Annotated in this window: 29 protein-coding genes; 14 read left to right on the forward strand and 15 right to left on the reverse strand. The window is 64.5% G+C overall.

Annotated features, from left to right (window positions below):
• Nucleotides 1-18 precede the first annotated feature (18 nt).
• From ACVWZT_RS20430 to ACVWZT_RS20445, 4 genes are all read left to right on the forward strand, one after another.
• On the forward strand, nucleotides 19-903 hold the full coding sequence (locus ACVWZT_RS20430) for an EamA family transporter (RefSeq protein ID WP_296232901.1): 885 nt from the start codon (nucleotides 19-21) through the stop codon (nucleotides 901-903).
• A 59-nt stretch (nucleotides 904-962) separates the two neighbouring features.
• Entirely contained in the window at nucleotides 963-1283 is a 321-nt protein-coding gene (locus tag ACVWZT_RS20435) for a YbjQ family protein (RefSeq protein ID WP_296232900.1), read from the forward strand.
• Nucleotides 1284-1422: 139 nt separating this feature from the next.
• Nucleotides 1423-1611, forward strand: coding sequence for a hypothetical protein (locus tag ACVWZT_RS20440; protein WP_003253897.1), 189 nt, complete (start codon nucleotides 1423-1425; stop codon nucleotides 1609-1611).
• Nucleotides 1612-1750: 139 nt separating this feature from the next.
• The gene (locus ACVWZT_RS20445) at nucleotides 1751-2062 is read left to right on the forward strand and encodes a hypothetical protein (RefSeq protein WP_296232898.1); all 312 of its coding nucleotides are present in this window, start codon (nucleotides 1751-1753) and stop codon (nucleotides 2060-2062) included.
• Nucleotides 2063-2108: 46 nt separating this feature from the next.
• Here the strand turns inward: ACVWZT_RS20445 and ACVWZT_RS20450 are convergent, their stop codons facing one another.
• Entirely contained in the window at nucleotides 2109-2441 is a 333-nt protein-coding gene (locus tag ACVWZT_RS20450) for a hypothetical protein (protein ID WP_296232897.1), read from the reverse strand.
• Between the two features lie 300 nt (nucleotides 2442-2741).
• Entirely contained in the window at nucleotides 2742-3884 is a 1143-nt protein-coding gene (gene ampC, locus ACVWZT_RS20455; protein WP_457471047.1) for a class C beta-lactamase, read from the reverse strand.
• 120 nt (nucleotides 3885-4004) lie between these two features.
• Between ampC and ACVWZT_RS20460 the strand changes: the two genes are divergently transcribed.
• Complete coding sequence (locus ACVWZT_RS20460) at nucleotides 4005-4997, forward strand: bile acid:sodium symporter family protein (RefSeq protein WP_457471049.1); 993 nt, start codon at nucleotides 4005-4007, stop codon at nucleotides 4995-4997.
• Between the two features lie 51 nt (nucleotides 4998-5048).
• Here ACVWZT_RS20460 and ACVWZT_RS20465 read toward each other — a convergent pair whose 3' ends face one another.
• Both ACVWZT_RS20465 and ACVWZT_RS20470 read right to left on the reverse strand, forming a co-directional pair.
• On the reverse strand, nucleotides 5049-5639 hold the full coding sequence (locus tag ACVWZT_RS20465; protein ID WP_457471050.1) for an eCIS core domain-containing protein: 591 nt from the start codon (nucleotides 5637-5639) through the stop codon (nucleotides 5049-5051).
• Nucleotides 5626-6189 (reverse strand): TetR/AcrR family transcriptional regulator, encoded by a 564-nt coding sequence (locus ACVWZT_RS20470; RefSeq protein ID WP_457471052.1) that lies wholly within the window; start codon nucleotides 6187-6189, stop codon nucleotides 5626-5628. The genes ACVWZT_RS20465 and ACVWZT_RS20470 overlap by 14 nt, the downstream gene beginning before the upstream one ends.
• A gap of 89 nt (nucleotides 6190-6278) precedes the next feature.
• On the opposite strand from ACVWZT_RS20470, the gene ACVWZT_RS20475 reads away from it, so the two are divergent.
• Both ACVWZT_RS20475 and ACVWZT_RS20480 read left to right on the forward strand, forming a co-directional pair.
• On the forward strand, nucleotides 6279-7010 hold the full coding sequence (locus ACVWZT_RS20475; RefSeq protein ID WP_457471053.1) for an SDR family oxidoreductase: 732 nt from the start codon (nucleotides 6279-6281) through the stop codon (nucleotides 7008-7010).
• Nucleotides 7011-7040: 30 nt separating this feature from the next.
• Nucleotides 7041-7655, forward strand: coding sequence for a 2-hydroxychromene-2-carboxylate isomerase (locus ACVWZT_RS20480; RefSeq protein WP_457471055.1), 615 nt, complete (start codon nucleotides 7041-7043; stop codon nucleotides 7653-7655).
• Here the strand turns inward: ACVWZT_RS20480 and ACVWZT_RS20485 are convergent.
• From ACVWZT_RS20485 to ACVWZT_RS20505, 5 genes are all read right to left on the reverse strand, one after another.
• Nucleotides 7628-7909, reverse strand: a complete 282-nt coding sequence (locus ACVWZT_RS20485; protein WP_296232888.1) for a DUF7693 family protein — start codon at nucleotides 7907-7909, stop codon at nucleotides 7628-7630. The genes ACVWZT_RS20480 and ACVWZT_RS20485 overlap by 28 nt on opposite strands.
• A gap of 52 nt (nucleotides 7910-7961) precedes the next feature.
• Complete coding sequence (locus ACVWZT_RS20490; RefSeq protein ID WP_087500627.1) at nucleotides 7962-8507, reverse strand: cupin domain-containing protein; 546 nt, start codon at nucleotides 8505-8507, stop codon at nucleotides 7962-7964.
• Nucleotides 8508-8589: 82 nt separating this feature from the next.
• Complete coding sequence (locus tag ACVWZT_RS20495; protein ID WP_457471056.1) at nucleotides 8590-9795, reverse strand: MFS transporter; 1206 nt, start codon at nucleotides 9793-9795, stop codon at nucleotides 8590-8592.
• Between the two features lie 85 nt (nucleotides 9796-9880).
• Complete coding sequence (locus ACVWZT_RS20500; RefSeq protein WP_296232883.1) at nucleotides 9881-10414, reverse strand: cytochrome b; 534 nt, start codon at nucleotides 10412-10414, stop codon at nucleotides 9881-9883.
• A complete protein-coding gene (locus tag ACVWZT_RS20505) occupies nucleotides 10411-11463 on the reverse strand; it encodes a catalase family peroxidase (protein WP_457471058.1) in 1053 nt (350 codons plus the stop codon). The genes ACVWZT_RS20500 and ACVWZT_RS20505 overlap by 4 nt, the downstream gene beginning before the upstream one ends.
• Nucleotides 11464-11587: 124 nt before the next feature.
• On the opposite strand from ACVWZT_RS20505, the gene ACVWZT_RS20510 reads away from it, so the two are divergent.
• Nucleotides 11588-12109 carry a sigma-70 family RNA polymerase sigma factor gene (locus tag ACVWZT_RS20510; protein WP_457471059.1) on the forward strand — a complete coding sequence of 174 codons (522 nt, stop codon included), beginning with the start codon at nucleotides 11588-11590 and terminating at the stop codon, nucleotides 12107-12109.
• Nucleotides 12106-12858 (forward strand): anti-sigma factor family protein, encoded by a 753-nt coding sequence (locus ACVWZT_RS20515; protein WP_296232880.1) that lies wholly within the window; start codon nucleotides 12106-12108, stop codon nucleotides 12856-12858. The genes ACVWZT_RS20510 and ACVWZT_RS20515 overlap by 4 nt, the downstream gene beginning before the upstream one ends.
• Before the next feature lie 76 nt (nucleotides 12859-12934).
• On the opposite strand, the gene xthA is transcribed toward ACVWZT_RS20515, so the two are convergent.
• Nucleotides 12935-13747 (reverse strand): exodeoxyribonuclease III, encoded by an 813-nt coding sequence (gene xthA / locus ACVWZT_RS20520; protein ID WP_296232878.1) that lies wholly within the window; start codon nucleotides 13745-13747, stop codon nucleotides 12935-12937.
• Between the two features lie 165 nt (nucleotides 13748-13912).
• Here xthA and ACVWZT_RS20525 point away from each other — a divergent pair, with 165 nt between their 5' ends.
• From ACVWZT_RS20525 to ACVWZT_RS20535, 3 genes are read left to right on the forward strand one after another with little or no spacing between them, the layout of a single operon-like run.
• Nucleotides 13913-14563, forward strand: a complete 651-nt coding sequence (locus ACVWZT_RS20525) for a GNAT family N-acetyltransferase (RefSeq protein ID WP_296232876.1) — start codon at nucleotides 13913-13915, stop codon at nucleotides 14561-14563.
• Nucleotides 14564-14615: 52 nt separating this feature from the next.
• Nucleotides 14616-16358, forward strand: a complete 1743-nt coding sequence (locus tag ACVWZT_RS20530) for an autotransporter assembly complex protein TamA (protein ID WP_296232875.1) — start codon at nucleotides 14616-14618, stop codon at nucleotides 16356-16358.
• Nucleotides 16355-20029, forward strand: a complete 3675-nt coding sequence (locus tag ACVWZT_RS20535) for a translocation/assembly module TamB domain-containing protein (protein WP_457471061.1) — start codon at nucleotides 16355-16357, stop codon at nucleotides 20027-20029. Before ACVWZT_RS20530 ends, ACVWZT_RS20535 begins: the two co-directional genes overlap by 4 nt.
• 18 nt (nucleotides 20030-20047) lie before the next feature.
• On the opposite strand, the gene ACVWZT_RS20540 is transcribed toward ACVWZT_RS20535, so the two are convergent.
• The 4 genes from ACVWZT_RS20540 to ACVWZT_RS20555 form a co-directional block, all read right to left on the reverse strand.
• Entirely contained in the window at nucleotides 20048-20602 is a 555-nt protein-coding gene (locus ACVWZT_RS20540; RefSeq protein ID WP_457471062.1) for a DUF2589 domain-containing protein, read from the reverse strand.
• 64 nt (nucleotides 20603-20666) lie between these two features.
• Nucleotides 20667-21329, reverse strand: coding sequence for a DUF2589 domain-containing protein (locus tag ACVWZT_RS20545; RefSeq protein ID WP_457471064.1), 663 nt, complete (start codon nucleotides 21327-21329; stop codon nucleotides 20667-20669).
• A gap of 66 nt (nucleotides 21330-21395) precedes the next feature.
• A complete protein-coding gene (locus ACVWZT_RS20550; protein WP_170029688.1) occupies nucleotides 21396-21776 on the reverse strand; it encodes a Mor transcription activator family protein in 381 nt (126 codons plus the stop codon).
• Nucleotides 21777-22026: 250 nt separating this feature from the next.
• Nucleotides 22027-22485, reverse strand: a complete 459-nt coding sequence (locus ACVWZT_RS20555; RefSeq protein WP_457471066.1) for a hypothetical protein — start codon at nucleotides 22483-22485, stop codon at nucleotides 22027-22029.
• A gap of 152 nt (nucleotides 22486-22637) precedes the next feature.
• Between ACVWZT_RS20555 and ACVWZT_RS20560 the strand changes: the two genes are divergently transcribed.
• A complete protein-coding gene (locus tag ACVWZT_RS20560) occupies nucleotides 22638-22826 on the forward strand; it encodes a hypothetical protein (RefSeq protein WP_133324186.1) in 189 nt (62 codons plus the stop codon).
• Nucleotides 22827-22862: 36 nt separating this feature from the next.
• Here the strand turns inward: ACVWZT_RS20560 and ACVWZT_RS20565 are convergent, their stop codons facing one another.
• On the reverse strand, nucleotides 22863-23237 hold the full coding sequence (locus ACVWZT_RS20565) for a fe2+ zn2+ uptake regulation protein (protein WP_457471068.1): 375 nt from the start codon (nucleotides 23235-23237) through the stop codon (nucleotides 22863-22865).
• 197 nt (nucleotides 23238-23434) lie between these two features.
• On the opposite strand from ACVWZT_RS20565, the gene pvdQ reads away from it, so the two are divergent.
• Entirely contained in the window at nucleotides 23435-25747 is a 2313-nt protein-coding gene (pvdQ, locus tag ACVWZT_RS20570) for a bifunctional acylase PvdQ (RefSeq protein WP_457471070.1), read from the forward strand.
• The last annotated feature ends 72 nt before the right edge of the window (nucleotides 25748-25819 follow it).

A 25819-nucleotide genomic window follows, 5' to 3' on the forward strand; every position in this document is an offset into this window, starting at 1 on the left:
CTGGAAAAGGATAACGCAATGCCGCTCAAGGACCTGCTCATCGCCCTGGTGGTGATCGTTGCATGGGGAGTCAACTTCGTGGTCATCAAAGTTGGCCTCGATGGCTTGCCACCGATGCTGCTGGGGGCACTGCGCTTCCTGTTGGTGGCGTTCCCGGCGATACTGCTGATCAAGCGGCCGCAGTTGCCGTGGCGCTGGCTGTTCGCCTACGGTGCGACCATTTCCCTCGGCCAGTTCGCTTTCCTGTTCCAGGCCATGTACAGCGGCATGCCGCCAGGGCTGGCCTCGCTGATCCTGCAGTCGCAGGCCTTTTTCACCCTCGGTTTTGCCGCGCTGTTCCTCGGCGAGCGGCTGCGCCTGGCCAGCGTGCTAGGGCTGCTGGTGGCAGCCAGCGGCCTGGCGCTGATCGGCAGCGAAGACGGTGGCCATGTCCCGGTGCTGGCGCTGGTGCTGACCCTGTGCGGCGGCGCCATGTGGGGGCTGGGCAACATCATCACCCGGCGGTTTGGCTCGGTTGACCTGGTGGCACTGGTGATCTGGGGAGGGTTGATCCCGCCGCTGCCGTTCCTGGCCTTGTCCTGGTGGCTGGAGGGGCCGGAGCGCATCGGTCATGCCCTGGCGAATATCAGCTGGAGTTCGGTATTGGCCCTGGCTTACCTGGCGTTTGTCGCCACCATGCTGGGCTACAGCCTGTGGAGCAAGCTGCTGTCGCGCCACCCGGCAGGCAAGGTAGCGCCATTTTCCCTGTTGGTGCCGGTCATCGGCCTGAGCTCGTCGGCGTTGTTGCTGGGCGAGCGCCTGAGCGCAACCCAGGGCTGGGGTGCCTTGCTGGTGATGGCAGGGCTGCTGGTGAACGTGTTCGGCGCGCGCATCGGCCAGCGCTTGCGCGCGGTCAGTGCATGAAGGAAGGCCCTCGGGGCTGTTAGAATCGGGCTCCTTTGCCAGGCCAATGGAGTGCACCCATGATCATTTCCACCACCAGCCAGCTCGAAGGCCGCCCGATTGCCGAATATTTGGGCGTAGTCAGCTCCGAATCGGTGCAAGGCATCAATTTCGTGCGCGATTTCTTTGCACGTTTTCGCGATTTTTTCGGCGGCCGTTCGCAAACCCTGGAAAGCGCATTGCGCGAAGCCCGGGAACAGGCCACCGACGAGCTGAAAGCGCGGGCACGCCAGTTGCAAGCCGATGCGGTAGTGGGAGTGGATTTCGAGATCAGCATGCCGTCGGTACAGGGCGGCATGGTCGTGGTATTTGCCACCGGCACGGCGGTGCGCCTGAAGTAGAGCGCTCCGCCGCTGGTCGGGTTCGGGGTTGCAGTCCGAACGGTCTGCAAATGACCAGCTAGTCTCTTTTTCACTGGGCGCGTTTACCTGGGCAACCCTTCTGGTTGTCGGCGCGTCCGCCACTGGAGGGAGACAGGGCATGAGCGAATCCTTTTTCGAAGACCTGAACGACGCGTTCCCGATCAACAGCCAGGTGCGTTGCGGCCAGGCGGCATTCCGCCTGGGTTTCGCCCACATGACGCTGGATGATTCCGAACAGCTCCAGCCAGCACATTTGCAGCGCAGCAAGAAAGGCCGCTTCATGCCGCGGGTGCCACTGAAAAAGTGATGCCGCCCTGGTACAACCCCGCCGAACGGCGGGGTTTTTATTGCAATTCGTTGATCCGCCTCATGGCATTGCCGGGTAGCGCTCGCCGGATTGCCAAGGCTGTGCTTTCCTGACGTCGCATTCCTGTAACGGAGGATGAATGCTCATGCGAGTCAGGGAAGAGACTTATTGGCAGTGGGCCGATGCCCAGCTGCATAGCCGCTGCCATGATGAAGCGCTCAGTGACGGCACCACGCTGGACGTGCAGGTGCGCCTGTCGCGCCTGGGGGCGACCCAGCTGTTCCTGGGTTTGTATGGCCGGGACGGGCGGGCATTGCTGGAGGAGTATTACCCTGCACGGCCGGGCGAGACCATGACCCGTGCATTGGTCTGGGGCGTTAACCGCGCCCGCGCCATGGCCACCGGTGCCTTGCCGCTGCCGGAAACCCGCAACCACCGGCGCCAGGCATGAAAAAGCCCGGCCTATGCAGGCCGGGCTCAAGTAAGGGTATGAACCCTCAATTGATCGATTCGATCACCTTGACGGCCTGCTGCTCACGGGCAGTGGGCCATTCCTTTTGCAGGGTCTGCAGGACGCGGCCGACGAACTCGGTGTCGGCGGCGGCCTTCTTGCCGACGTAGCCTTGGCCACGACGGTAGACCTTGAAGCGAGCACGCATGCTGGGCAGGTGCTCTTCGAATTCATCTTCGACGGTGTTCGGTGGCAGGCGGTCTAGGCGCACTTCACCGGTCTGGCTGACCCACAGCAGGTGGTCGTCAAGGCTGTCCTTGCGTACGGCGAACAGCTGAGCCAATTGGTCGATAGTCGGATTGTTGTTCAGGTTCATCATAAAGCCCCCATTACCCAGTCGTAGTGATTTTTCACAGTTGGCGCTATCGCGGTGTAGCGCACTACCAAGGCTGCTACAGCAGCATCGCAACAGGGGCTTTCTCACGCTGCCTTTTGGACAGTTTCCCTCTCCACGGACGGCCTGCGTTACCGCGCAGGCCGTCTGGAACACCCTTGCCACCGCTCCCGATCAGGGAGACGGCTTCATCATGCCCAAGGGCGATAAACGGCGTCAACCATTTTGTAGTGAATATTTCTGCTCACTACATTATGTCGTTTTGTCTGACAATCGCAGCCGCAACTAGAGCCCGGAGAGAATCTCAAAGGCTGCGCGCACGCGCGCTTCGTTCGGGTAGTTGCGGTTGGCCAGCAGTACGACGGCCAGTTGTTCGGCAGGCACGAAAGCGGCGTATGCGCCGAAGCCGTTGGTCGAGCCAGTCTTGTTGTACCAGGCGGCCGCCAACGCGGGCAGGGCAGGTTGCAAGCGCGTGGTTGCCTGAGGTTCACGGATGAGCCGTGGGCCGTTGCCGGCGACCAGGGTATCCAGCGTGACCGGATACGGGTAACGCTCCCAGCCCAGGCCCTGGGTCATGGCGCCAACCTGGAAATAGCCCTGCCGGGTGGTGGTTGTCGCTTGCACCAGTGCGGCAGGCAGGCCGTCCGGCTGCATGTGCAGGCGCACATAGCGCAGCAGGTCGCTGGCGCTGGTCTTGATGCCGTAAGCCTCGTCTGCGTACGGACCAGGGCCGACCCGCACTGGACGGTCGTTGGCGTCGTAGCCCTGGGCATATAGCCCCTGGGCGTCGGCCGGAACCTGCAGATACGTGTTCTGCAGGCCCATTTTCGCCAGCAACCCCTCGCTCATCAGCGTGGCAAACGGCTGATGCCGGGCCCGCGCTGCCAGGTCGCCGAACAGCCCCAGGCTGGGGTTGGAGTAGCAACGCTGGACACCCGCTTCGGCGCGGGGCTGCCAGTGGCGGAAGAAATCGACCACCTGCTGCGGTGTCTGCACCGCATCCGGGAACTGCAACGGCAGGCAGTCAGCGCTGTAGGCGCCCAGGTCCAGCACCCTCGCCTCGCCGATGGGGGCACCGGCCAGGGCTGGGTGATAGCGCTTGGCCGGGGCGGCGAGGTCCAGCGCGCCCTCGGCACTGGCCAGCGCGACCAGGTTGGCGGTGTAGGTCTTGCTCAGCGAACCGACCTCGAACAGCGTGTCGCGGCTGACCGGCACGTTGTCGGCCTTGCTGGCCACGCCATAGCTGAAGTAGTGAGCATGGTCGCGGGCATAGATTGCTACGGCCATGCCGGCGATGCCTTGTTCCTGCATCAGCGGGCGAATGATCCGGTCGACCTTGGCCTGCAATTGGTCATCGGCCTCGGCGGTGCTATGGCCCAGGCTGAGGAAAAGGGCGGCGGCAAGTGCGGCCAGGCGGGGGAAAGGCATGGGCGGGTCCTTTTGCGGGAGAGTGTCCGTTGAGCGATACCGGTGGGGGTTCCGGCGTTAGCGGCGAAAAGCCGAAGACCTTATCGTCTGCCCTTGCACAATGACAACACGGAAACGGTAATGAAATATTTGCGCATGTTGTTCGACAACTTCACCCTGGCCTTGCTCGCGGTGGTACTGATCGCCACCGTGCTGCCCTGCTCGGGCGACGGTGCGGTGTATTTCGGCTGGCTGACCAACCTGGCCATCGGCCTGCTGTTCTTCCTGCATGGCGCCAAGCTGTCGCGCGAGGCGATCATCGCCGGTGCCGGGCACTGGCGCCTGCACGGGCTGGTATTCGCCTGCACCTTCGTGCTGTTCCCGCTGCTGGGGCTGGCGTTCAAGCCACTGTTCGTACCGCTGGTGGGCAACGAACTGTACCTGGGCGTGCTCTACCTGTGTGCCTTGCCGGCTACGGTGCAGTCGGCCATCGCCTTCACTTCGCTGGCACGCGGTAACGTGCCAGCGGCCATCTGCAGCGCGGCGGCATCCAGCCTGCTGGGCATCTTCCTCACCCCCTTGCTGGTCATGCTGTTGCTCGGAGCCAGTGGCGATACCGGCTCGGGTCTGGACGCAGTGCTGAAGATCACCCTGCAATTGCTGGTGCCGTTCGTGGCCGGGCAGATCGCGCGGCGCTGGATCGGCGCCTGGGTCAAGCGCAATGCGCGTTGGTTGAAGGTGGTAGACCAGGGCTCGATCCTGCTGGTGGTCTACACCGCTTTCAGCGAGGCGGTAGTCACCGGGCTGTGGCACACGGTATCGCCACAACACCTGGCCGGATTGTTTGCCGTATGCGGGATCTTGCTGGCGGTGGTGCTGTACGGTACCCGGTTGCTCGGCAAGCTGCTGGGCTTTGACCTGGAGGACCGCATCACCATCCTGTTCGCCGGCTCGAAGAAAAGCCTGGCCACCGGGGTACCGATGGCTCAGGTGCTGTTCGTCGGCAGTGGCATTGGCGCGATGATCCTGCCGCTGATGCTGTTCCACCAGATCCAGCTGATGGTCTGTGCGGTACTGGCGCAACGTTACGCCAGCCGTGAGCAGGTGCCCGAAGAGGTATCGGCGGCGTCCTGACACGCGGATTCGCCAGCGACCCGGTCGCCCTTGCACGGCGACCGTCGGCATTTACCTGGCCTGCCCTGAACCACGCGCGCGCAGCGCCTTGCCCACTTCAGCCTCGATCTTGTAGGCCGGCGCTTCCAGCTCGTCATAGTTGCGCGTGTAGCGACGGGCAAACTCTTCCACACCCAGTTGCTGATACTGCTGCACATGCTTGAGCTCGTGTGCCCACAAGGCCACGTTGTCCTCGGCGTCGGAAGCGCGGCGGAAGATGATCGTGTCGATCAGCGTCACGGCATTCACATCAGGGTTCTGCAGTAGCGCGTTGGCCGCGCTCATCTGCTGTTCGTTACCCACCCGGAAACGTGCCGCGTCGAGCACGGCGAAGTCATACCAGGGTTCGAGTTGCGCGCGGATATGCAGCGGGATCGGTTGCACGCCGTCGGCGGTGGCCTGGTCGCGGGCCTGCTGCAAGGCGTAGGTCAGGCTGGAAGAAGCCAGCACTTCAACGTCCCTGAAAATCTGCCCGGCCTGCCCGGGGTCAATGGGCGCACAGAAACACCCCATCAGGCACACCTGGTACTGCCCTGGCGGGCAGGCTTGTTCGGCGAACGCAGGCAGGGCCAGTAGCCCCAGCAGGAGACTAATCCGCTTCATGCAGGGCCTTCTGGACGAAGTGGCGGCTAGCATCCAGCACCTGCGACTGCACGCGCTCGGTGGCCAGCATGCGCCCGACCAGCAAGGCGCCGACGCACTGGCTGATCAGCACCCAGGCCAACTCGTCGTCCTCCAGGGTCGCGCTCCAGGCCCGGTGCAGTTCCACCAGCCAATGCTCGGCCACCGCGCGCACGGGGGCCTGGGCCCGGGCAATCTCCACCCCCAACGGCGGCAGCGGGCAGCCACCTTCGGCATTGTGCAGGTGGGCCAGGCTCAGGTACTGCTGCAGGCAACGGCCCAGGCGTTCGCGGCTGGCCTCCTGGTTGGCCAGGCGCGCCAGCGGGCTATTGCACAGTTCCTGGCGCACTACCTCGGTGAACAGGTCGTCCTTGGACGGGAAGTGGTTGTAGAAGGCGCCGCCGGTCAGGCCGATCGCCTTCATCAGCCCGGCCACGCCGGTGCTGGCAAAGCCCCCGCGCTTGGCCAGGGCGCCGCTGCTGGCCAGCAGCCGCTCACGGGTTTGCTGCTTGTGTTCGTTGGTGTAGCGCATTCGCTTGCCTCTGCGGGCGGGCTTGACGGTGGCGGCGATCATAACATAGCGTTCGTTTACTAAACGATCATTCACTAATGGGTGCAGGCATGCCAGAACAACAGAAAGTAGTGCTGGTGGTAGGGGCGGGCGATGCGACTGGCGGCGAGATTGCCAAGCGCTTTGCCCGCGAGGGCTATATCGCCTGTGTGACCCGGCGTCAGGCTGACCGGTTGCAGCCACTGCTGGACGAAATTCGCGCTGCCGGCGGCCAGGCCCACGGCTTTGGCTCCGATGCGCGCAAGGAGGAGGACGTGGCGGCGCTGGTTGATACCATTGAGCGTGATATCGGCCCGATCGAAGCATTTGTATTCAATATTGGAGCCAATGTGCCCTGCAGTGTGCTTGAAGAAACCCCGCGCAAATACTTCAAGATCTGGGAAATGGCCTGTTTTGCCGGGTTCCTCACCGCCCAGGCGGTGGCCCGGCGCATGGTCCAGCGCGAGCGCGGCACGCTGCTGTTCACCGGCGCCACCGCGGGCACCCGTGGCGCGGCGGGTTTTGCGGCATTCGCCGGGGCCAAGCACGCCTTGCGCGCCCTGGCGCAGAGCATGGCGCGCGAACTGGGGCCGCGAAACATCCATGTCGCCCACGTGGTGGTGGATGGCGCCATCGACACTGCCTTCATCCGTGACAGTTTCCCCGAGCGCTACGCCCTCAAGGATCAGGATGGCATTCTCGACCCGGCCCACATTGCCGACAGCTACTGGTTCCTGCACACCCAGCCCCGCGACGCCTGGACCTTCGAGCTGGACCTGCGCCCCTGGCTGGAACGTTGGTAAAGCCCCTTTCACCGAGCAAGGACCGTCATCATGCACAAGACTGTCGACTTCTTTTTTGACCTGGGTAGCCCGGCCAGCTATCTGGCCTGGACCCAGCTGCCAGGGCTGTGTGCCCGCCAAGGTGCCACGCTGCGCTACCGACCAATGCTGCTGGGTGGGGTTTTCCAGGCCATCGGTAACGCCTCGCCGGTCATGATCCCGGCCAAGGGGCGTCACATGTTCATCGACCTGGCGCGCTTCGCCGCGCGCTATGGGGTTGCATTCGAGCTGCCGCCGGGGTTCCCGGTCAACACCTTGACCCTGATGCGTGGGGCGTTGGGCACCCAGCTGCGCTCGCCGGAGCGGTTCGAGGCGTTACTGGCGGTGCTGTTCACTGGGCTGTTTGTGCAGTGTCGCAACCTGGGCGATAGCGCGATCCTTGACGATACGCTCAGCCAGGGCGGCTTCGACCCGCAGGCATTCCGCGCGCTGGCGGCGGATGAGCAGGTGAAGGCTGCGCTCAGGCAGGTGACCGAAGAAGCTGTGGGGCGCGGGGTGTTTGGTGCGCCGACCTGCTTTGTCGGCGACGAGATGTTCTTTGGCCAGGACCGCCTGGACTTTGTCGAGCAGGCGCTGTGTCAGGGCGACAGCAGCCGTTCCAGCTGAGTGCGTTCCCATAGGCTGAGCAGGTCGGTCGGGTTGGTGCCATAGCGCTGCCAATCCTCGAGTCCGGCCTGTTCACCGTTGGGCGCCTTGCAGTGAATGCATTGGGCCAGGCCTTCGGCATCCATAACGAGGGTCAGCTGCCAGCCCTGGATATCGATATCGACCAGGCCGTGATCGTGGCGGGCTTCAACGGACAAGGCATGGATGCCAAGCGCTGCATCACGCAGACATTGGTAGATAGTCCGAGTGTTCATGCTGCTCCTGTCGGGGGGCCGCTGTGCGGCCCTTCGCGGCAGTTCGGCCGGATCAGAAATTCGCCGGGGTGTTGGCGCTGATGATCTCGGCCTCGTCCGGGCCGATGTTCTTGAAGCTGTGCGGCAGGGTAGTGGGGATGTAGTAGCCGTCGCCCGAGTTGAGCACGCTCACCTGGCCATCGACCCACAACTCGACGGTACCGCGGGTGACCAGGCCACACTCTTCACCCTCGGCATGCACGATCGGTTCGCCCGAGTCGGCACCCGGTGCGTACAGTTCACGCAGCATGCGCATCTGTCGGCCTTCGACACTGGCGCCCACCAGCAGCATGCGCAAGCCATTGCGGCCCAGGTCTGGCTGTTCACCGGCACGAAACACGTAGCGCTCTTCGCGCACCGGCTCGTCGAAGCTGAAGAACTCGGCCAGGCTCATGGGGATGCCTTCGAGCAGTTTCTTCAGGGAACTGACCGAAGGGCTGACGCGATTCTGCTCGATCTGCGAAATGGTCGAATTGGTCAGCCCGCTGCGGCGGGCCAGTTCCCGTTGGGAGAGGTTGTTGCGTTCACGCACCAGTTTGAGTCGCGTCCCCGTGTCCATAGCCGCCTTGTATTCAAGAGGTGTCAAAAATAATGAGCGATGCGCATTAAAACACACTCTGCACGCTTGCGCGCTGTGCTTGTCAGGGCCGTTGTGCGCTGGGTATCGGCCACAGCCCGACGAGCAGCAACAGGGCCGCAACGGCCAGGAACGGCAAGCTTGGGTCCAGGGCGTATACCAAGGTGCCCGCCAGCGGCCCGATCACCGCGCCCATGCCCTGCGCCGCGCCGATGGCGCCGGCTGTAGCGCCTTGCTCCGACGCGTGCATGGCATTGGCCGCCAACGCCGAAAACGCCGGGAACACAAAGCCCATGCCCGCCGCCGCGACGAAATAGCAGGCCCACAGCCACGGTGCGGTGATTGCGAGTGCCGCGCAGGCAAAACCCAGGGCCGACACCGTGGCGCCCAGCCGAATCATTTTCAGTGGTGGCCACTCCAGCTGGCGCAGCAGTACTTGCGCCAGGATCAGTGCCACGCCCACTGTGGTCAGGGCGATGCCGGCGGCCTGGGCGGCTTCGGCTGGGCCCAGGTGCAGGCGGTCGAGGGCGAAGAAGCCGACCACGATCTGCGAGACCGTGACGCTGAGCATGGCGCAGAATGCAACCTGCAGGGGGCGACGCAGACGCGGGTCGTTCAGCTGCACCGGGCGCGGGACATGGCGGTGCGGCAACGCCTGTGGCTTGAGGCTGAACAGCAGGAGGAGGAAGGCGCTGGCTGGCAGCAGCGACAGTATGTGAAACGGCAGGCTCAGGCTATGCCGCGCCAACAGCGCGGCCAATGCTGGCCCAACCACCAGACCAACGGCGTTGGCGGCGCCCAGCGCGGCCATGGCTCGGGCCCGGCGTTGGGGTTCGACATGGTCGGCGATCAGCGCGTTGCAGCCCACCGGTATGGCGGCATAGAAGGCACCGATGCAGCCGCGCGCCACGGTCAGGCCGATGAACGCCAGCGTCGCGCCCGGCAACCAGCGCAATGCACCTTCGATGAACAGGCACATCAGCCAATAGGCCAGGGTGAAGCCGGCGCTGCCCAGCAGCAGGACGCGCCGACGGCCGAAGCGATCCGCTGCGCGCCCCCAGGGGCGTGCCAGCAGCACCCAGACCACTCCCGCCACGGTAACCGCGGCACCGGCTTGCCAGGTGGCCATGCCGAGCTGCCGGGCAATCGGGCCGATCAGGGCGACAAAGGCCATCATCGACAAGGTACAGGCCATGTTGGCCAGCAGCAGCGGGCGCAGGTCCAGCGCGCTGGCCGGGAGGAGAGTGGCAGGATCCTTTGCAGCATTCATCAGGCAGTCCAGGGCAGTGCGGCAGACAGAAGGCCAAGTTGATCAGGAATCGTCATCGGTTGTCGAGCGCCCGGTCTGCTGGCGGTCACGGGTTGCGGCGCAAAGGGCCGGGCCACATGCTGCGCAACACCCCGTCACGACGCACCCACGCATGCATCAATGCAGCCCCCACGTGCACCAGCACGGTGGCAAACAGCAGGTAGCCGGCCCAGCCATGCGCCTGGCGCAACACGGCGTAGAGCTGCAGGTCGTGTGGGGCGATCGCCGGCAGGCCCAGCGGCCGCGGGTAGCCCCCCGCCGACAGCATGGCCCAGCCCAGCAGTGGCATGGCCAGCATCAAGCCATACAGCAGCAGGTGCGAGGCCCCGGCTGCCCAGCGCTGCGGAGCTGGCAGGTCGCCTGGCAAAGGCGGGTGGGGCAGAGCCAGGCGTACGCCGATGCGTAGCACTACCAGCACCAGCAGGGCCAGGCCAGTAGCCTTGTGCAGGCCGATCAGCACGGTATGGCGCGGCGACAGGTCCGCGACCATGCTCACGCCGATGAACAACATGGCCAGAATCAGGATGGCCATCAGCCAGTGCAGCAGGCGGGCGACCGGGTGGAAGGCTTCGGGTCTCATGGGCGGGCTCCAGTGCTGAGCGATTCACGGCTGCGGCGGTTGAAGGATTCCGAATAGGCGGCGGAGCGGGCGGCGAGGATCGGGTCAGCCGACGCTTCCATACCGTGGGGCAGGATCAGCGGGTCGAAGTTGAGGTCACGGCAGGCGCCTTGTTCGGGGGCATCGACCTGTTCCAGCACCAGGGTGCCGGCATCCACGCTGCGCCGCTCGGCAGGCCACGGGCGGGCCGGGTCATCCACCGCATCGCCCGGCTCGGCCAGGACCAGGCGCAGGGTCCAGCGCAATGGGCCCTGGGCCAGGCGTTGCTGCAGGTCGTGTTGCAGGAACTGCTGGTCATCGACCTGGGTAGGCAACGCGGCAAACGCGGTGTGTGGCTCAAGTTGCCAGCGTACCGGGTGGGCGCCGCCGGCTGTATCGATCAGGCGGAAGGCATTGATGCTGTGGTATTGCGTGCTGGCGAAGCTGTTGCTGGGCTTGTAGGCGGCTATCCACTGGCGAAACGCCGCGCTTTCCGGGTGCGCGGCGAAGAATGCCTGCAGTTTGCCTGGGTCGGGTTTGCCGGTAGCCGGGTCCGGCGCGCTCGCCAGCACTTGCTCATAGAACCCTTGCGGGGTGCTGACCGCCAGCACCGGCGGGTTGTTCATGCCGGTGCGCCAGACCTGGCCGTCATCGGTGCGTAGCTCGATAGCCAGGCTGCGTACCGGTATGCCGGTATCGGGGGCGAACGGGTTGGCGCCGCCGATCGCGAAACGGCCGGTGACCGGCACCCGCTGCTGGCTGAAAACGCGCGCCGTGGACAGGCTGGCGGCCTGCCCGCTGGCCTGGAAGTAGCCGCTGACGCACAGGCCTTTGGCGTGGTTCTTGCGATAGCCTGGGTAGTGCCCAGCCTGGGCTTCGAACGTGTCGATGATTCGTTGTGGCGTCAGCCGGGGCTCGCCGAGCCAGCCGGCGGCATAGGCAAAGCTGGCGCCGGCGGCCAGCATCACGGCACCGATGGCCGCCAGGCGCAAGGCCCTGGCCTGGCCGTGCAGGGGTGAGTTCATGGTCATTGTCCGGTTCAGTGAAGGTGCCGGTACGACGCCGTCGGCAAAGGCTTATTCCCTCGGCTGGAATAAAATTTCATGACAGGCGTCTGCCCCTTACACTGACACCTTCAGAGGCCGGGACTTTGCCATGCACGATCTGGACGACCACCAGTGGCGCGAGCTGCTGGCCCGCCTGCGCCGCTTTGCCGTGTGGCTGACGCGCGAGCCGGGCAGCGCCGATGACCTGGTGCAAGCCACGGTAGAGCGGGCCTTGAGCCGGCGCGATCAACAACGTGACGCCGATGCATTGCGCGCCTGGCTGTTCACCATTCTCTACCGGCTGTTCCTTGACGCTAAACGCCGTGAGCGCCTGCATGCGCGCTGGCTGTCCTGGTTTGGCGGTGGCGAGCGTGACGAGGAACCGGCTGGCGACAACCTCGAAGCCACCATCCTGGCCCAGGCCGACTTGCAGGCGTTTGCCCGGCTGACGGCAGAACAACGTGCGTTGTTGCTGCTGGTCAGTATCGAAGGCATGAGCTACAAGGAGGCCGCCCAGGCGCTTGGCGTCCCCATCGGCACCGTGATGTCGCGCCTGTCGCGCGCGCGCAATGCCTTGCGCCAACTCACCGAAGGTGCCCCCCAGCCAACGGCCTTGCGGAGACTCAAATGACGCGCCTGATCCCCAGCGAAGAAGAATTGCACGCTTATGTCGATGAGCGCCTCGAGCCCGCACGCCGCGCCGAAGTGCAGGCCTGGCTGGCGGCCAACCCGCAGGCAGCGGCCAAGGTCGAGGGCTGGCGTGCCGATGCCCGCCGGTTGCGCGCAGCGCTGGCCGGCTTTGCCGAACTGCCCGGGGCGGCACAGCTGGACTTTGCTCGGTTGCAGCGGCAAGTGCGCCAGCGCCGTCAGCGACGCTGGGCGACGGCAGCGGTACTGCTGCTGGCACTGGGTGTGGGCGGCCTGGGCGGTTGGCAGGTACGCGACCTGAGCCTGACGCAGGCCAGCCTGCCGATGGCCGATGCCGTCCAGGCGCACCGTCTGTTCGCCGACAGCGAGGCGCTGGATATCCAGGCCAGCGACCCGGCGCAGTTGCGCGACTGGCTGGGCCGGCATTTCAGCCGCGTGGGCCAGTTGCCAGACCTGGCAGGCTACGGCTTCACGCCGGTTGGCGCGCGCCTGCTGAGCAACGAGCAAGGCCCGGCGGCGTTGCTGGTGTTCGAGGACGGCAAGGGGCAGCGCATCAGCCTGTTCCTGCGCTCACCGGGCAAGCAGTACCGGCGCATGCCCGACGGGCAGCGCGTGGAGGGCCAGCTGGAGGCGCGCTATTGGTCGCACGGGGCCTACAACTTTGCCTTGGTCAGCGCGGCCGACGACGTGCGCGGGGCAGGGGTGGGCGAGGCGTTGCGCTTGGGGTTGTGAAAATCAGCGGCGGCCCCGCAGGTGTGGCCCTTTGCAACGCAAAGGCCGGTCATGCGGGGCCGCCCGGGCAGTGCGATCAGCTCAGCTCCAACCAGATCGGCGCGTGGTCCGACGGTTTATCCATCCCGCGTAGCTCGTAGTCCACTCCTGCCGCCTTGATGCGTGGCACCAGGTGCTGTGACGCCATGATCAGATCGATGCGCAGGCCACGCTTGGGCTCGTCTTCGAAGCCACGGCTGCGGTAGTCGAACCAGCTGAAACGGTCGGTAACGTCCGGGTGCAGGTGACGGAAACTGTCAACCAGGCCCCAGCCTTTCAAACGCTCCAGCCACTCGCGCTCTTCCGGCAGGAAACTGCATTTGCCAGTCTTCAGCCAGCGCTTGGCATTGTCCGGGCCGATGCCGATGTCGCAGTCCTGCGGCGAGATATTCATGTCGCCCATCACCAGAAGTGGCTGGTCGTTGCGGAACTGGCCTTCGAGCAGCGCCTGCAGGTCGCTGTAGAAGCGCTGCTTGGCCGGAAACTTGGTGGGGTGGTCGCGGCTCTCGCCTTGCGGGAAGTAGCCGTTCATGATGGTGACCGGGGTGCCGTCGGCGTCGGCGAAGGTGCCCCAGATGAAGCGGCGCTGGGCATCTTCTTCATCGCTGGCAAAGCCCTTGTGCAGGCTCAGCGGTGCCTGCCGCGAGAGCAGGGCCACGCCATAGTGGCCTTTCTGGCCGTGGTAGTGCACGTGGTAACCCAGTGCCTGCACATCGGCCGCTGGGAACTGATCGTCGCTGACCTTGGTTTCCTGCAGGCCGATCACGTCCGGCTGGTGCTTTTCGATCAGCGCCGCCAGCTGGTGCGGGCGGGCCCGCAGGCCATTGATGTTGAAACAGACGATCTTCATGGAAAGACAATCCTGGTAAAAGGCGCGATGCTAGCCGACATCGCCCATCACCACCAGCATGGCGGCTTCGCGAGGCTGCTGCTAACGTGCTTTGCAGGGGGGTGAACGATGTACGCTGAGGCACCTCCAAGGCACTGTATGCCCATTCCAGGAGGTCTGTCCGCAATGCCCGAAACCACCGCCGCTCCGGCCCGTGTCTGCCTGCTCGATGACGGCTACAGCCGCGAGACGCGTTCGCTGCTGTACAACGCCTACCGCCACGAACCGACCTGTGCCTATATCTTCGAGGCCCAGCGCCCGGGGTATGAGCGGCGTTTGCGGGTGATGGTGCGCGAATGGGTTCGCCAGCATTTCTACCTGCAATTGCCCGCCATCGGCCTGCTGCTGGACGACCGCCTGATCGCCCTGGCCCTGATCGTGCCACCGCTGCGCCGGCTGGGCGTGGCCGATAGCTGGGCCTGGCGCCTGCGCATGATGCTGGGCACCGGCCTGCGCTGTACGCGTCGCTACATGGACTACCAGGCTGCGCTTGCCAGTTGCCTGCCCACCGACAAGGTTCATGTGCTGCCGTTGCTCGGCGTGCATCCGCAGTTTCAGGGCAAGCAGTACGGCGAACAATTGTTGCAAGCTGTGCACGACTGGTGCGCAGCGGACGCGAATACCCAAGGAGTGGTACTGGACACCGGCAACGAGCACTACCTGGCGTTTTACCAGCGTCTGGGTTACGAAGAAATTGGCGAGGTCGCTGTAGGACCAATCCGAGAGAGGGTGTTCTTTCATCCCAACCCGGTCTCTTCCGATTCCGCTTTTGCCTAGGCGGGCAGCGCAGCGGCTCACTTGAGCGCGCGGCTCTGGTAGCATGCGCCGCATGACGTATTCAGGAAGATTTACCTGGGGCCTGGTTATCTGGGCTGCCAGTTTCGCAGCATGGGGCCAGAGCGAGCTGCTGGTGAAGGTTGAACCAGCCAACAAGGCGCTCAAGGCCAATGTCGAAGGCTATATCGGTACCCTTGGCGACCGTGATGAAGAAGCGTTGCTGCGCTTCAGTCGCGGCGCCGAGGAGCAGGCGCGCAAAGCCGCGCAGGCACTTGGCTACTACCAGGCGCAGATCGACACCGAGGTCAAGCCTGCCAGCGCGGCTGACCGTTCCCCGCAACTGATCATCACCATCGACCCGGGCGAGCCGATTCGCCTGCGCAACGTCACCGTGCGCATCGAAGGGCCCGCCAGCGAGCTGACGGCTTTTCGCCTGCCCGACAGCAAGGCGCTGCGTGCCGGTGAGCAGCTCAACCATGGCCACTACGAAGATGCCAAGCGGCTGATCCAGAACCAGGCGTCACGCTATGGCTTCTTCAGTGGGCGTTTCAGCCGCCAGCGCCTGGCGGTTGACCCCCAGGCTGGCGTAGCCGATATCGAACTGGTGTACCAGAGCGGCCCGCGCTATCGGCTGGGCGCCGTGACCTTCGGTGGTGACACCCCGTTGGACGACGACCTGCTGCAGCGCATGGTTTCGTTCAAGCCAGGTACACCCTACGACTCCGAACTGGTGGCCGAACTGAACAATGACTTGCAATCGAGCGGCTACTTCGAAGGCGTGCGCGTGGATGCGGCGCCTACCGCCGCTGTCGGCGAAGAGGTCCCGGTGGATGTCCACCTGCAAACGCGCAAGCCGCGCACACTCGGCCTGGGTCTGGGCTTTTCGACCGACGTCGGCCCCCGCGGCAAGGCCAACTGGACCCGCCACTGGGTCAACCCCCAGGGCCATAGCTATGGTTGGGAAACCGAACTGTCGGCTCCGCGGCAGAACGTTGGCCTGTGGTACGACATACCGCTCGACCCGCCGCTCACCGACAAGCTGCGCTTTGCCGGTGGCTACCAGAACGAGGAAATCGCCGGCACCGACACGCTCAGCAAGCTGCTGACGGTCGGCCCTGAGTGGCACAGCAAGTTGCCCAGTGGCTGGCAGCGGGTGGTTTCGCTCAAGTACCAGCGGGAAGAGTATCGCCTGGGCGACGATTCCGGCTTGAGCAACCTGCTGATGCCGGGGGTGAGCTTCTCGTTCCTGCGCAGCGACAACCGCATCGATCCGCATAACGGCTACCGCCTGCAGTTCGATGTGCAGGCCGCCAAGGAAGGGCTGGTTTCGGACACCAACCTGTTGCATGGCAACGTGCTGCTCAAGGGCCTGACCACCCTGGGCCACAACCACAGGCTGCTCGGCCGGGTGCAGTTCGGAGGCAGTGCGACCAATGGCTTCAAGAACAACATTCCACCCTCATTGCGCTTCTTCGCCGGTGGCGATCAGAGCGTGCGCGGCTACGACTACCAGACCCTGTCGCCGAAAAACAGCGATGGTGACCGCATTGGCGGGCGCTATCTGGTAGCAGGCAGTGTCGAGTACCAATATTCGCTGACCGAGAAGTGGCGACTGGCTACCTTCGTCGACCAAGGCAACTCGTTCAACGACCTTGAACTGCCGAGCCTGAAGACCGGCGTCGGTTTCGGTGTGCGCTGGGTATCGCCGGTCGGGCCGTTGCGCCTGGACCTGGCCAGGGCGCTGGATGACGAAGGGGGCATTCGCCTGCACTTTTCCATGGGGCCTGAGCTGTGAAACGCGTGATCAAGTATCTCCTGGCAGGCCTGCTCGGGAGCATTGCGAGCCTGGGTGTGGTCGTGGGCCTCATGCTGGGGACCGAGGCGGGCAGCCGCTGGACGCTGGGCCAGGTGCCCGGGCTTGAGGTGGCGGATTTCCAGGGCCGCCTGGGCGCTAGCTGGCAAGCCAGCCGGCTGGTCTGGGACGATGGTGGCAGCAGGGTAGAGCTGCAGGCACCGCTGCTGGCCTGGTCGCCTGCCTGCTTGCTGCGCGGCACTTTGTGCATCGACCAGTTGCAGGCGCAGCGCATCGACATGGCCTTCGCCCCAGGGGCCGAGCCGAGCGAAAGCGGCCCGCTGCAATTGCCGGCCCTGCGTTTGCCGTTGGCGGTCGAGTTGGGTGAAGTCAAGGTTGGCCAGTTGCGCCTGGACGGCAGTGATCTGCTGGGTAACCTGCACCTGGCTGCACACTGGACACGCAGCGGGATGCGTATTGACAGCCTGCAGCTGCGGCGTGATGACCTGCAGTTGAACCTGCAGGGCGACCTGCAGCCCGAAGGTGACTGGCCGGTACAATTGCAGGCACAGCTGCAACTGCCCGCTGTCGACGGCAAACCTTGGCAGGTGGCGCTGACCGCCAGCGGCGAACTGCAGAATACCTTGAAGCTTGCCGGGACCAGCAGCGGCTACCTCGACGCTACGCTGAGCGGGCAGTTGCAGGCGCTGGCCGAGCATCTGCCGGCAGCCTTGCAGGTCCGCTCCGAGGCATTCAAACCGGCCGCTTCGCTACACGACACCCTGCAGTTCAACCAGCTCAAGCTCGATGCCAAGGGCAACTTGCTCAGCGGCTATCAGCTGTCGGGCTCTGCCAGCCTGCCTGCCGAACAGTCGCCAGTGGCCCTGCTGTTGTCTGGGTTGGTCGACAGTAAAGGGGCCAGGCTGGATGCCCTGGACCTGAGCGCCAGCGACACCCAGCGCGTCAAGCTGCAAGCCACGGCTGACTGGCAGCAAGGCCTGGTCGCCGATGCCCAGGTGGACTGGCAGGAATTTCCGTGGCTGCGTCTGTATCCGCTGGAGACGCCGCCCCAGGTCACGCTCAAGCGCTTCATCGCGCAGGTGCATTACCGCGATGGCAATTACCAGGGCACCTTCGACGGCGACCTGGATGGCCCCGCCGGGCCGTTCAACCTGGCCAGCCCGTTCCAGGGGGACCTGAGCCAGGTCAAGCTGCCGCAGCTGGCGTTGAGTGCCGGGCAAGGCAAGGCTGAAGGCAGTGTTGCCGTGGGTTTTGCCGAACACCTGGCATGGGACGTTGCCTTGCAGCTTTCGGCGCTCGACCCGGCCTATTGGCTGGCCGAGCTGCCAGGCACCTTGGCCGGGCCGCTGCGCAGCAAGGGCGAGCTCAAAGGTGATGCGCTGAGCCTGGAGGCCCAGCTTGACCTGAAAGGCCGTCTGCGCGGCCAGCCGGCAGTGCTCAAGGTCGACGCCCAGGGGGCAGGGGAGCGTTGGACGCTGGGCGCGTTGGCCATCCAGCTGGGGGACAACCGAATCAATGGCAGTGGCAGCCTGCAACAACGCCTGGCCGGGCGGATCGACCTCGACCTGCCGCGGCTGGGCCAGTTGTGGCCAAGGCTGCAGGGCCAGGTCAAGGGCCGGCTGGACGTCGCTGGTACCTTGCAAGCCCCGCAAGGTACTCTGGCCGTGCAAGGCCAACGCCTGGCCCTGGCTGAAAACCGCCTGCAGCAGCTGGGCCTGGATGCCCGCCTGGATAACGCCCAGCACGGCGTCGTCGTGCTCAAGGCCAGCGGCATCCACCTGGGTGACACGGCATTGGGTGACCTGCAGGCCAACGGCAAGGGCGATATCCGCCATCAAGCCCTGGCCTTGGCGCTGGACGGCCCGCAACTCAAACTCGACCTGGGCCTGGATGGCCAGCTGAGCAAGGGGGACTGGCGTGGGCGCCTGGCCAGCGGACGAATCCAGGCCGGTGGCCAGGACTGGCAGTTGCAGACACCGGCCCGCCTGCAGCGGCTGGCCAGCGGCCAGCTGGATTTCGGTGCCCATTGCTGGCGCTCCGGTCAGGCCAGCCTGTGTGGCGAGGACCAGCGCCTGGCCCCGGATCCGCGCTTGCGCTACCACCTCAAGCAGTTCCCGCTGGACAGCCTGGCCCAATGGTTGCCGAAAGACTTCGCCTGGCAGGGCCTGCTCAATGCCGACATCAATCTGGACATTCCCGCCAGCGGTCCCAAGGGCAGCATCGTCGTCGACGCCAGTGGCGGTACCCTGCGAGTGCGTGACCAGGAACGCTGGGTCGATTTCCCCTACCAGGCCCTGCGCCTGGACAGCGCACTGGCGCCGCGGCGCATCGATACCCGCCTGGTGTTTCGCGGCCAGCGCCTGGGTGAGCTGAACGTCAATACCCGCCTCGACCCGCTGGGCAAGAACAAGCCGTTGTCAGGTGATTTCCGCCTGGCCGGTCTCGACGTATCAGTGGTGCGCCCGTTCGTGCCGATGGTCGAGCGCCTGGCCGGGCAACTCAATGGCACTGGACGGCTATCGGGTACCCTGCTGGCGCCGCAGGTCAACGGCAACCTGATGCTCAGCGGCGGCGAGGTCAGTGGCGCCGAACTGCCGGTCAGCCTCGAAGGCCTGTCGTTGCAGGCGTTGATTGCCGGTGAGCAGGTACAGCTTGTGGGTGACTGGCGCAGTGGCGAGGCGGGGCGGGGACAGTTGCGCGGCAACCTCACCTGGGGCCAGGCATTGGGCATGGACTTGCGCCTGCAAGGCCAGCAACTGCCCGTTACCGTCGAGCCCTATGCAACGCTGGAGGTCGCCCCTGACCTGACCTTGCGCCTGGTCGATGACAAGCTGGCAGTCACCGGCAAGGTGCAAGTGCCCAAAGGCACCATCACCGTGCGTGAACTGCCACCGTCCACCGTTAAAGTTTCGGAGGACACGGTGATCGTCGGCCACCAGACCGAAGAGGGCACTCCTCCCATGGCGATGGCCATGGACATCGACGTCGAGGTGGGTCAAGACAAGCTGTCATTCAGTGGCTTTGGTCTGACGGCCAACCTGCTCGGCCATGTGCACATCGGCGACAATCTCGATACCCGTGGTGAGCTGAGCCTGGCCGACGGGCGCTACCGTGCCTACGGCCAGCGCCTGACCATTCGCCGGGCGCGGCTACTGTTTGCCGGGCCGATCGACCAGCCGTACCTGGACATCGAAGCGATCCGCAAGGTTGATGACGTGATTGCCGGTATCCGCCTGACCGGCAATGCCGAGCAACCCACGACCAAGGTGTTCTCGGAACCGGCCATGAGCCAGGAACAGGCATTGTCATATCTGGTGCTGGGACGGCCACTGGGTGCTTCCGGCGAAGACAGCAACATGCTTGCCGAGGCCGCTCTGGGCCTGGGCCTGGCGGGTAGCGCCGGCATCACCGGCAGCCTGGCTTCGAGTTTGGGGATCGATGATTTCCAGCTGGACACCGAAGGTTCCGGCACCACCACCAGCGTGGTCGCCAGCGGCAACCTTACCGAGAAACTGAGCCTGCGCTACGGGGTAGGTGTGTTCGAGCCTGCCAACACCATTGCGTTGCGCTACAAGCTGAGCAAGAAGGTCTACCTCGAAGCTGCCAGTGGGCTGGCCAGCTCCCTGGACATCTTCTACAAGCGCGACTTCTGAGCCGCGCAAGGGCGGCCGTCAACGGACGGTGGCCGCCTCGATGAACTCGTTGCTATCGGGCGAGGGTGGCGGACTGGGAGCGCGTACCGGAATAATCAGGTTGGTGTACTGCTCGATCAGCCGGCTGAGGGCTTCAGGTGGTTCGCTGGCCTGGAACTGCATGCGGATCTGTACTTCGTCGGGGTCACGGCTTTCACCTTGACGGCTCTGGCCGCCGATCGTGACCTTGAAGCTCGCCGCATTGTTTTCGCCAGCGGTCAGCAGTGCCTGTTGCGCTTCGGTGCCCTTGACCCGCACCGACAGGTCGACCTGCATACGTTCCAGCGCCAGGCCTTTGGGTGAGACCAGCGCGAACAGCGGCACGCGCATGATGTGCTGGCTGTCCATGGCTACCTCGACCATCTTGGCTTTCATGGGCGCACCCAAGGTTTCGGTGTCGCAATCGAAGAACTGATCGAACAAGTTGATGTACTGCTGCGCGATAAGACTATTGGTAGCGCTGGCGGCTTCTTGCAGGCCGCGGGTAATTTCACGCAGGTCGATGGAGGTCATCGGGGCGGGAACTTTGCTCACTCACTTGGCTCCTTTGGGCGGGTGGTTCCCCCACCACGCGGGTGGGGGGGCGGGTTTGCGTGGCTCAAGGAGTCGGGGCGCCAGCTCCTGCACCTGCTCCGACGCTGGCGCCGCTGCTACTCAGCGTGTCGGCCCTGGAGATCGCCTCGGGGCTTTCCAGCGTTGCTGACTGGACGACGGTCGGTTTGGTGGCGGCGTCGGTCAGGAAGTCGATCACCCGCATCAGCGCCTCTGGCGGATCCTGGCGCTTGATGGTGGTGTTGAAGGCATAGCGGGCGCGGGTATCGGTCTTGCGGGTTTGCGTGGACTTGTGGCTGATGCTGCCCTTCATGCTCAGTTTGAACGGCCCCCAGCCCAGCGAGGCGGCCATTTCGCCGCTCCTATCGCTGCTGGATGTGTCTTCGGCCGACTGCTGGATGGTCAGTTCGAATTCGACTTTGCCTTCTTCGATGGCAATGTTCGGGTGGGTGATGGCCGCCAGCAGCGGCACTTTCATGGTCTTGCTGACCACGCCCTTGTATTCGCCCTGTTCGTCGACGATGGTTTCGTCGTAGTCGAACTGGATGGCGACCGCCTTGCCGTCCTGGATGCAGACTTGCATCAGGAAGTCGGCGTACGACTTGCTCGCGGTGACCTGGGCCTGGACCATCGCTTGCAGCGGGCCGGCAATCATGCGATCCATCGGCAAGGAGTTGATGACGGATCCGATGAGGCTGTTATCTATCATGACTGGTCTCTCTCTCTGGTTGGGTGTGACAAGCGATCGTTAGCGACCGGCCACGGTGGGTGGGGCTCAGCGCACGCACGCTTCCTGGCGACGAATGTTGCCGATCTGGCGCAGGCTGAGGCCGTATTTGTTGGCCAGCAGGCTGCGTGACAAGCCGCTGGCGCTTTCTTTCTGGATTTGCTGGTTGCGCAACTGGCGCAGGAAGTGGTCAGCCTTGGGAATCTCCAGGGCGACCCCGGCAAAGCGCTTGATCAGCGCATCAAGTGCATCTGCCGGCAGCACATCGGCGAGTTTGGTGCGCTCGCGGTGCTTGGGGATGTACTTCGGCCTGCCGCCGTAGGCACAAGTGAGCTGGTAGGCGTTGTCGATACCGATGCAGTCGATCAGGGCCTGCAACGAATGGGGCAGTTGGCTGATATCGATGTGGCTCAAGTCTGGCAATTCCATGTGGCGCTCCTTGGGGATGGATGGGATTACTACCCGATCACCAGCGGCGTTATGTCGACGGTGTGACTGAATTCTCTGCGACGGGCAAAGCAGGTCGCTAGGCGGCATAGGGGTTGGGCCTTGTAGCCTCGGAGAACAGGTTTTGCAGGCAGCGATATCCGGCGCTGTAGGACATGGCTTCAACAATTGACCGTGGTGCGTGGTTTCCCATCGAGTAGCTTCTGGATCGGCCTGCTGGGTCTGGTGACCCTCAATCGCACGGATAGCTGCTGAGCAGGCTGGCGCCGCGCAGATAGGCCTCGGGAGCATGGAGCATGTTCTGTGGCAACGTGCGCCAATCGACCAGCAGGCACAGCGCATGCAGCGGCTGGCCGTTGCGCTGGCCTATGACCTGGTCGGCGAAGTTTCGTCGGTACAACGCCAGGGTTTGTTGCTGCGCTTGTACCTGGTCAGCTTGGGCCAAGGTTTGCCGGGCCAGCTCGGGCAGCAGTGCCGGCGCTACGCTGAAATGTACCGATGCCCGGTTTTCCTGCAGGTAGCCAGCCTGGCGCACGCGTTGCCATAGTTGTTGCCACTGGCTGGCGCCGGCCTGGGCCGCCAGGTCGCGTCCCAGTTCGAACAGTTGCTCGGTCGAAACCTGGCGGGTGTTCAATGCATGAAGGGAAAAGGGCGTGAGAAGCAGGGATGCGAACAGCAGGGGTTTGTACATGGTGCCTCCGGCGGTGGGTGCTTGGGAGCGCCATGCTTGCAGGCAAGCGCCGCCGCACCCAGCAGGAAATGCAGCGCGGTGGCCGGTGGCCGTTGTATCATTACCGCGGCTCGTCGCGAGCCATTTGCCCCAGATGTTGCAAGGAACCTTCGATGACACATGTGCAGCGCCTCAAATATTCCCTTCTGATCATCCTGGTTGTACTGGGCCTGATGCTGGGCCTGTCGCACCTGCAGAAGCAGGGTACGATCAGTGAACAGACCTTCCAGATACTGGCGATTGCCATCGCTGTGGTGGTCGTGGTGATCAACGGCATCTTGCGGCGCAAGGTCAAGCCCTGACCTGTGCGGGCCGGCCAGCTGTGGCCGGCCGTACGTTCAGCTTGACTGCGTTTGCTCCAGTACGGCGCGTGCCTGCGGGTTGAGGCTGTAGCACTTGTCGCTGCCCAACTGGATGACGCCCTCGGCGCACAGCCGCTTGAGCACTTCGCGCACGCTGAGGAACGACAGCGGAATATCCAGCTGTTCCAGTTGGGCGTGCACACCGCGCACACCGATGCTGCGGCCGCTGCGCTGGGCGACATGCAGGGCGTCGATCACCTTGAGGCGGATCAGGCTGGTGCGCAGGCCGAAGGTGCGCAACAACTCGCGGATCTGTTCGTTGCCGGTGCGTTCGTCGGCCAGTGCGTCCTGTTCCTGGGGCGCTTTGCCCGGGGCGTGCCCGGCCTGGATCGAGGATTGCGGGTTGTACATGTGAATGCTCCTTTTCGTCGACGAACCCGAAATAGTGGGTGCCTCACTGACTAAGACGAATGAGAAGGGAAAAACTGCAGCCCTTCAGTGAAAAAAATGCCGGTTTCTGTTCAAGACGTTTCATCAGCGGGTGGTCCGTAAAATTTTCATTCAGGTATTCGTCTGATCGGGATGAGCCCCGAAATCGAGGAATACCTGTGTTTCCACTTTTCCGTCCCATGACTTGCGCTGGTCTGGCCGCCGCCCTGGTGGTGTTCAGCGCAGGTGTACCGGCGCAGCCCGCCGCAGGCGATGCCAGCGCGCAGATTCGTCGCACCAGCTACGGGGTGCCGCATATCGTGGCCAAGGATGAGCGGGGCCTGGGCTATGGCATCGGCTACGCCTATGCCCAGGACAACCTGTGCCTGCTGGGCAACGAGGTGCTGACCGTAAGCGGCGAACGGTCCCGATATTTCGGCGCCAGCGGCAAGACCTTGGAGCAGCGCGACAACCTGGCGAGTGACTTGTTCTTCACCTGGCTCAACAGCCCCTCGGCAGTCAACGCGTTCTTGCAGGCGCAACCGGCCTCGGTCCAGGCGCTGCTGGCGGGCTATGCCAGTGGCTACAACCGGGCCCTGGCCGAGCGCCGTGGCCAAGGGTTGCCCGCCGAGTGCGGCAACGGCGAGTGGCTGCGACCGATCAGTAGCGAAGACCTGGTCAAGCTGACTCGCCGGCTGTTGGCCGAAGGGGGTGTCGGGCAGTTCGTCGAAGCCCTGGCGGGCGCGCAACCGCCAAGTCTGGCCAACCGGCAGGCCACCAGCGGGTATGCCGCGGCGCTGGCTCGGCAGGAGCGGTTTGCCCTGGAGCGCGGTAGCAATGCGGTGGCCTTGGGCGCCCGGCGTTCGGCCAATGGTCGCGGCCTGTTGCTGGCCAACCCGCACTTCCCGTGGAGGGGGGGCATGCGCTTCTATCAGATGCAACTGACCATTCCCGGCAAGCTCGATGTGATGGGGGCGGCATTGCCGGGACTGCCCGTGGTCAACATCGGTTTCAACCAGCACCTGGCCTGGACGCACACGGTCGATACGTCGCAGCACTTTACCCTGTACCGTCTGCAGCTCGATCCCAAGGACCCGACCCGCTACCTGCTCGATGGTAAATCGCTGCCGCTGGTCCGGCAGACCATCAGCGTTGCAGTCAAGGCCGAGGATGGCAGCCTGAGCCAGGTACATCGCCAGGTCTACAGCTCGCATTTCGGCCCGGTGGTGCAATGGCCGGGGCGCCTGGACTGGGACAGCCGCACGGCCTATAGCTTGCGCGATGCCAACCTGGAAAACACCCGGGTATTGCAGCAGTGGTACCAGATCAACCGCGCCGACAGTCTGGCAACGCTGCAGGGTTCGATCGGCCAGTTGCAGGGTATTCCCTGGGTCAACACGCTGGCGGTGGACCAGGACGGCCAGGCCTTGTACCTGAACCAGTCGGTGGTGCCCTATGTTGACCAGCAGTTGCTGGACACCTGCAGCAATCCGCAGGCCCAGGGTCGCCTGGTAGTGCTGGATGGTTCGCGCAGCGCGTGCGCATGGAAGGTGGATACGCAGGCGGCACAGCCGGGTATCTTCCCGGCACGCCTGCTGCCAAGCCTTCAGCGCAGCGATTTCGTACAGAACTCCAACGACCCGGCCTGGATGACCAACCCGGCGCAGCCGCTGACCGGCTATTCGCCGCTGATAAGCCGTAGCGACCAGCCGCTGGGCATGCGTGGCCGTTTTGCCCTAGAACGCCTGCAGGGCAAGGCCCGGTTGGGTATCGATGATCTGCAACGCATGGTGACCGACGATGAGGTCTACCTGGCCAGCCTGGTGCTGCCCGACCTGCTGCAGTGGTGCCGTGGCGCCGCCGCAGACGTGCAGGCCGTATGCAGCAGCCTGGCGGCCTGGAACGGCAAGGCCGACCTCGACAGTGGCATTGGCCTGGTACACTTCAACAACCTGTTCGAGGCGCTGGCCGAGCACCCGCAAAGCTGGCGAGTGGCCTTCGACCCGGCTGACCCACAGCACACCCCGCGTGGCCTGGCGGTCGAGCAGGCAGCGGTACGCAAGCGTCTGCACCAGGCGGCGCTGGCTTCGCTCAGGCAGGTGAGTGAGAGTGGTGTGGCAGGGCAGGTGCGCTGGGGCCAGGTGCAACAGGCAGTCGATGGCACGCCGGTGCCGGGCGGCCCGCAAGGGTTGGGCGTGTACAACGCGATCCACAGCGTGCCGCACGGGCAGGGCAAGCGGCTGGTGGTCAGTGGTACCAGCTACCTGCAACTGGTCAGCTTTACCGACAAGGGGCCGGAGGCGCGCGGGTTGCTGGCGTTCTCTCAGTCCAGCGAAGCCGGTTCGGCGCACTTCGGCGACCAGACCAAGGCCTTCGCGGCCAAGCAACTGCTGCCATTACCGTTTACCGAGGCACAAATCCGGGCCGATCCTGAATACCGGCAGTATGTGATCAGTGAGGAAGACAAGGGCGCGCTGGCCAGTCAGCCTTGAGGCGCTTCCCAGGCACTGCACCATGACAGCAAGCGGTGCAGTCCCTGCGAGCGGATTTATCCGCGAAGCAAC

Source organism: Pseudomonas sp. TE21394, assembly GCF_054057835.1.

What these genes read in the sequence shown, in the direction of transcription:
- ACVWZT_RS20460 (WP_457471049.1), top strand. Translation starts at nt 4,005, where the DNA reads ATGAAATATTTGCGCATGTTGTTCGACAACTTCACCCTGGCCTTGCTC.
- ACVWZT_RS20450 (WP_296232897.1), bottom strand. Translation starts at nt 2,441, where the DNA reads ATGATGAACCTGAACAACAATCCGACTATCGACCAATTGGCTCAGCTG.
- ACVWZT_RS20505 (WP_457471058.1), bottom strand. Translation starts at nt 11,463, where the DNA reads ATGACCATGAACTCACCCCTGCACGGCCAGGCCAGGGCCTTGCGCCTG.
- ACVWZT_RS20440 (WP_003253897.1), top strand. Translation starts at nt 1,423, where the DNA reads ATGAGCGAATCCTTTTTCGAAGACCTGAACGACGCGTTCCCGATCAAC.
- ACVWZT_RS20495 (WP_457471056.1), bottom strand. Translation starts at nt 9,795, where the DNA reads ATGAATGCTGCAAAGGATCCTGCCACTCTCCTCCCGGCCAGCGCGCTG.
- ACVWZT_RS20430 (WP_296232901.1), top strand. Translation starts at nt 19, where the DNA reads ATGCCGCTCAAGGACCTGCTCATCGCCCTGGTGGTGATCGTTGCATGG.
- ACVWZT_RS20555 (WP_457471066.1), bottom strand. Translation starts at nt 22,485, where the DNA reads ATGTACAAACCCCTGCTGTTCGCATCCCTGCTTCTCACGCCCTTTTCC.
- ACVWZT_RS20500 (WP_296232883.1), bottom strand. Translation starts at nt 10,414, where the DNA reads ATGAGACCCGAAGCCTTCCACCCGGTCGCCCGCCTGCTGCACTGGCTG.
- ampC (WP_457471047.1), bottom strand. Translation starts at nt 3,884, where the DNA reads ATGCCTTTCCCCCGCCTGGCCGCACTTGCCGCCGCCCTTTTCCTCAGC.
- ACVWZT_RS20545 (WP_457471064.1), bottom strand. Translation starts at nt 21,329, where the DNA reads ATGATAGATAACAGCCTCATCGGATCCGTCATCAACTCCTTGCCGATG.
- xthA (WP_296232878.1), bottom strand. Translation starts at nt 13,747, where the DNA reads ATGAAGATCGTCTGTTTCAACATCAATGGCCTGCGGGCCCGCCCGCAC.
- ACVWZT_RS20525 (WP_296232876.1), top strand. Translation starts at nt 13,913, where the DNA reads ATGCCCGAAACCACCGCCGCTCCGGCCCGTGTCTGCCTGCTCGATGAC.
- ACVWZT_RS20470 (WP_457471052.1), bottom strand. Translation starts at nt 6,189, where the DNA reads ATGCGCTACACCAACGAACACAAGCAGCAAACCCGTGAGCGGCTGCTG.
- ACVWZT_RS20530 (WP_296232875.1), top strand. Translation starts at nt 14,616, where the DNA reads ATGACGTATTCAGGAAGATTTACCTGGGGCCTGGTTATCTGGGCTGCC.
- ACVWZT_RS20510 (WP_457471059.1), top strand. Translation starts at nt 11,588, where the DNA reads ATGCACGATCTGGACGACCACCAGTGGCGCGAGCTGCTGGCCCGCCTG.
- ACVWZT_RS20480 (WP_457471055.1), top strand. Translation starts at nt 7,041, where the DNA reads ATGCACAAGACTGTCGACTTCTTTTTTGACCTGGGTAGCCCGGCCAGC.
- ACVWZT_RS20485 (WP_296232888.1), bottom strand. Translation starts at nt 7,909, where the DNA reads ATGAACACTCGGACTATCTACCAATGTCTGCGTGATGCAGCGCTTGGC.
- ACVWZT_RS20565 (WP_457471068.1), bottom strand. Translation starts at nt 23,237, where the DNA reads ATGTACAACCCGCAATCCTCGATCCAGGCCGGGCACGCCCCGGGCAAA.
- ACVWZT_RS20550 (WP_170029688.1), bottom strand. Translation starts at nt 21,776, where the DNA reads ATGGAATTGCCAGACTTGAGCCACATCGATATCAGCCAACTGCCCCAT.
- ACVWZT_RS20435 (WP_296232900.1), top strand. Translation starts at nt 963, where the DNA reads ATGATCATTTCCACCACCAGCCAGCTCGAAGGCCGCCCGATTGCCGAA.
- ACVWZT_RS20445 (WP_296232898.1), top strand. Translation starts at nt 1,751, where the DNA reads ATGCTCATGCGAGTCAGGGAAGAGACTTATTGGCAGTGGGCCGATGCC.
- ACVWZT_RS20490 (WP_087500627.1), bottom strand. Translation starts at nt 8,507, where the DNA reads ATGGACACGGGGACGCGACTCAAACTGGTGCGTGAACGCAACAACCTC.
- ACVWZT_RS20515 (WP_296232880.1), top strand. Translation starts at nt 12,106, where the DNA reads ATGACGCGCCTGATCCCCAGCGAAGAAGAATTGCACGCTTATGTCGAT.
- ACVWZT_RS20560 (WP_133324186.1), top strand. Translation starts at nt 22,638, where the DNA reads ATGACACATGTGCAGCGCCTCAAATATTCCCTTCTGATCATCCTGGTT.
- ACVWZT_RS20475 (WP_457471053.1), top strand. Translation starts at nt 6,279, where the DNA reads ATGCCAGAACAACAGAAAGTAGTGCTGGTGGTAGGGGCGGGCGATGCG.
- ACVWZT_RS20465 (WP_457471050.1), bottom strand. Translation starts at nt 5,639, where the DNA reads ATGAAGCGGATTAGTCTCCTGCTGGGGCTACTGGCCCTGCCTGCGTTC.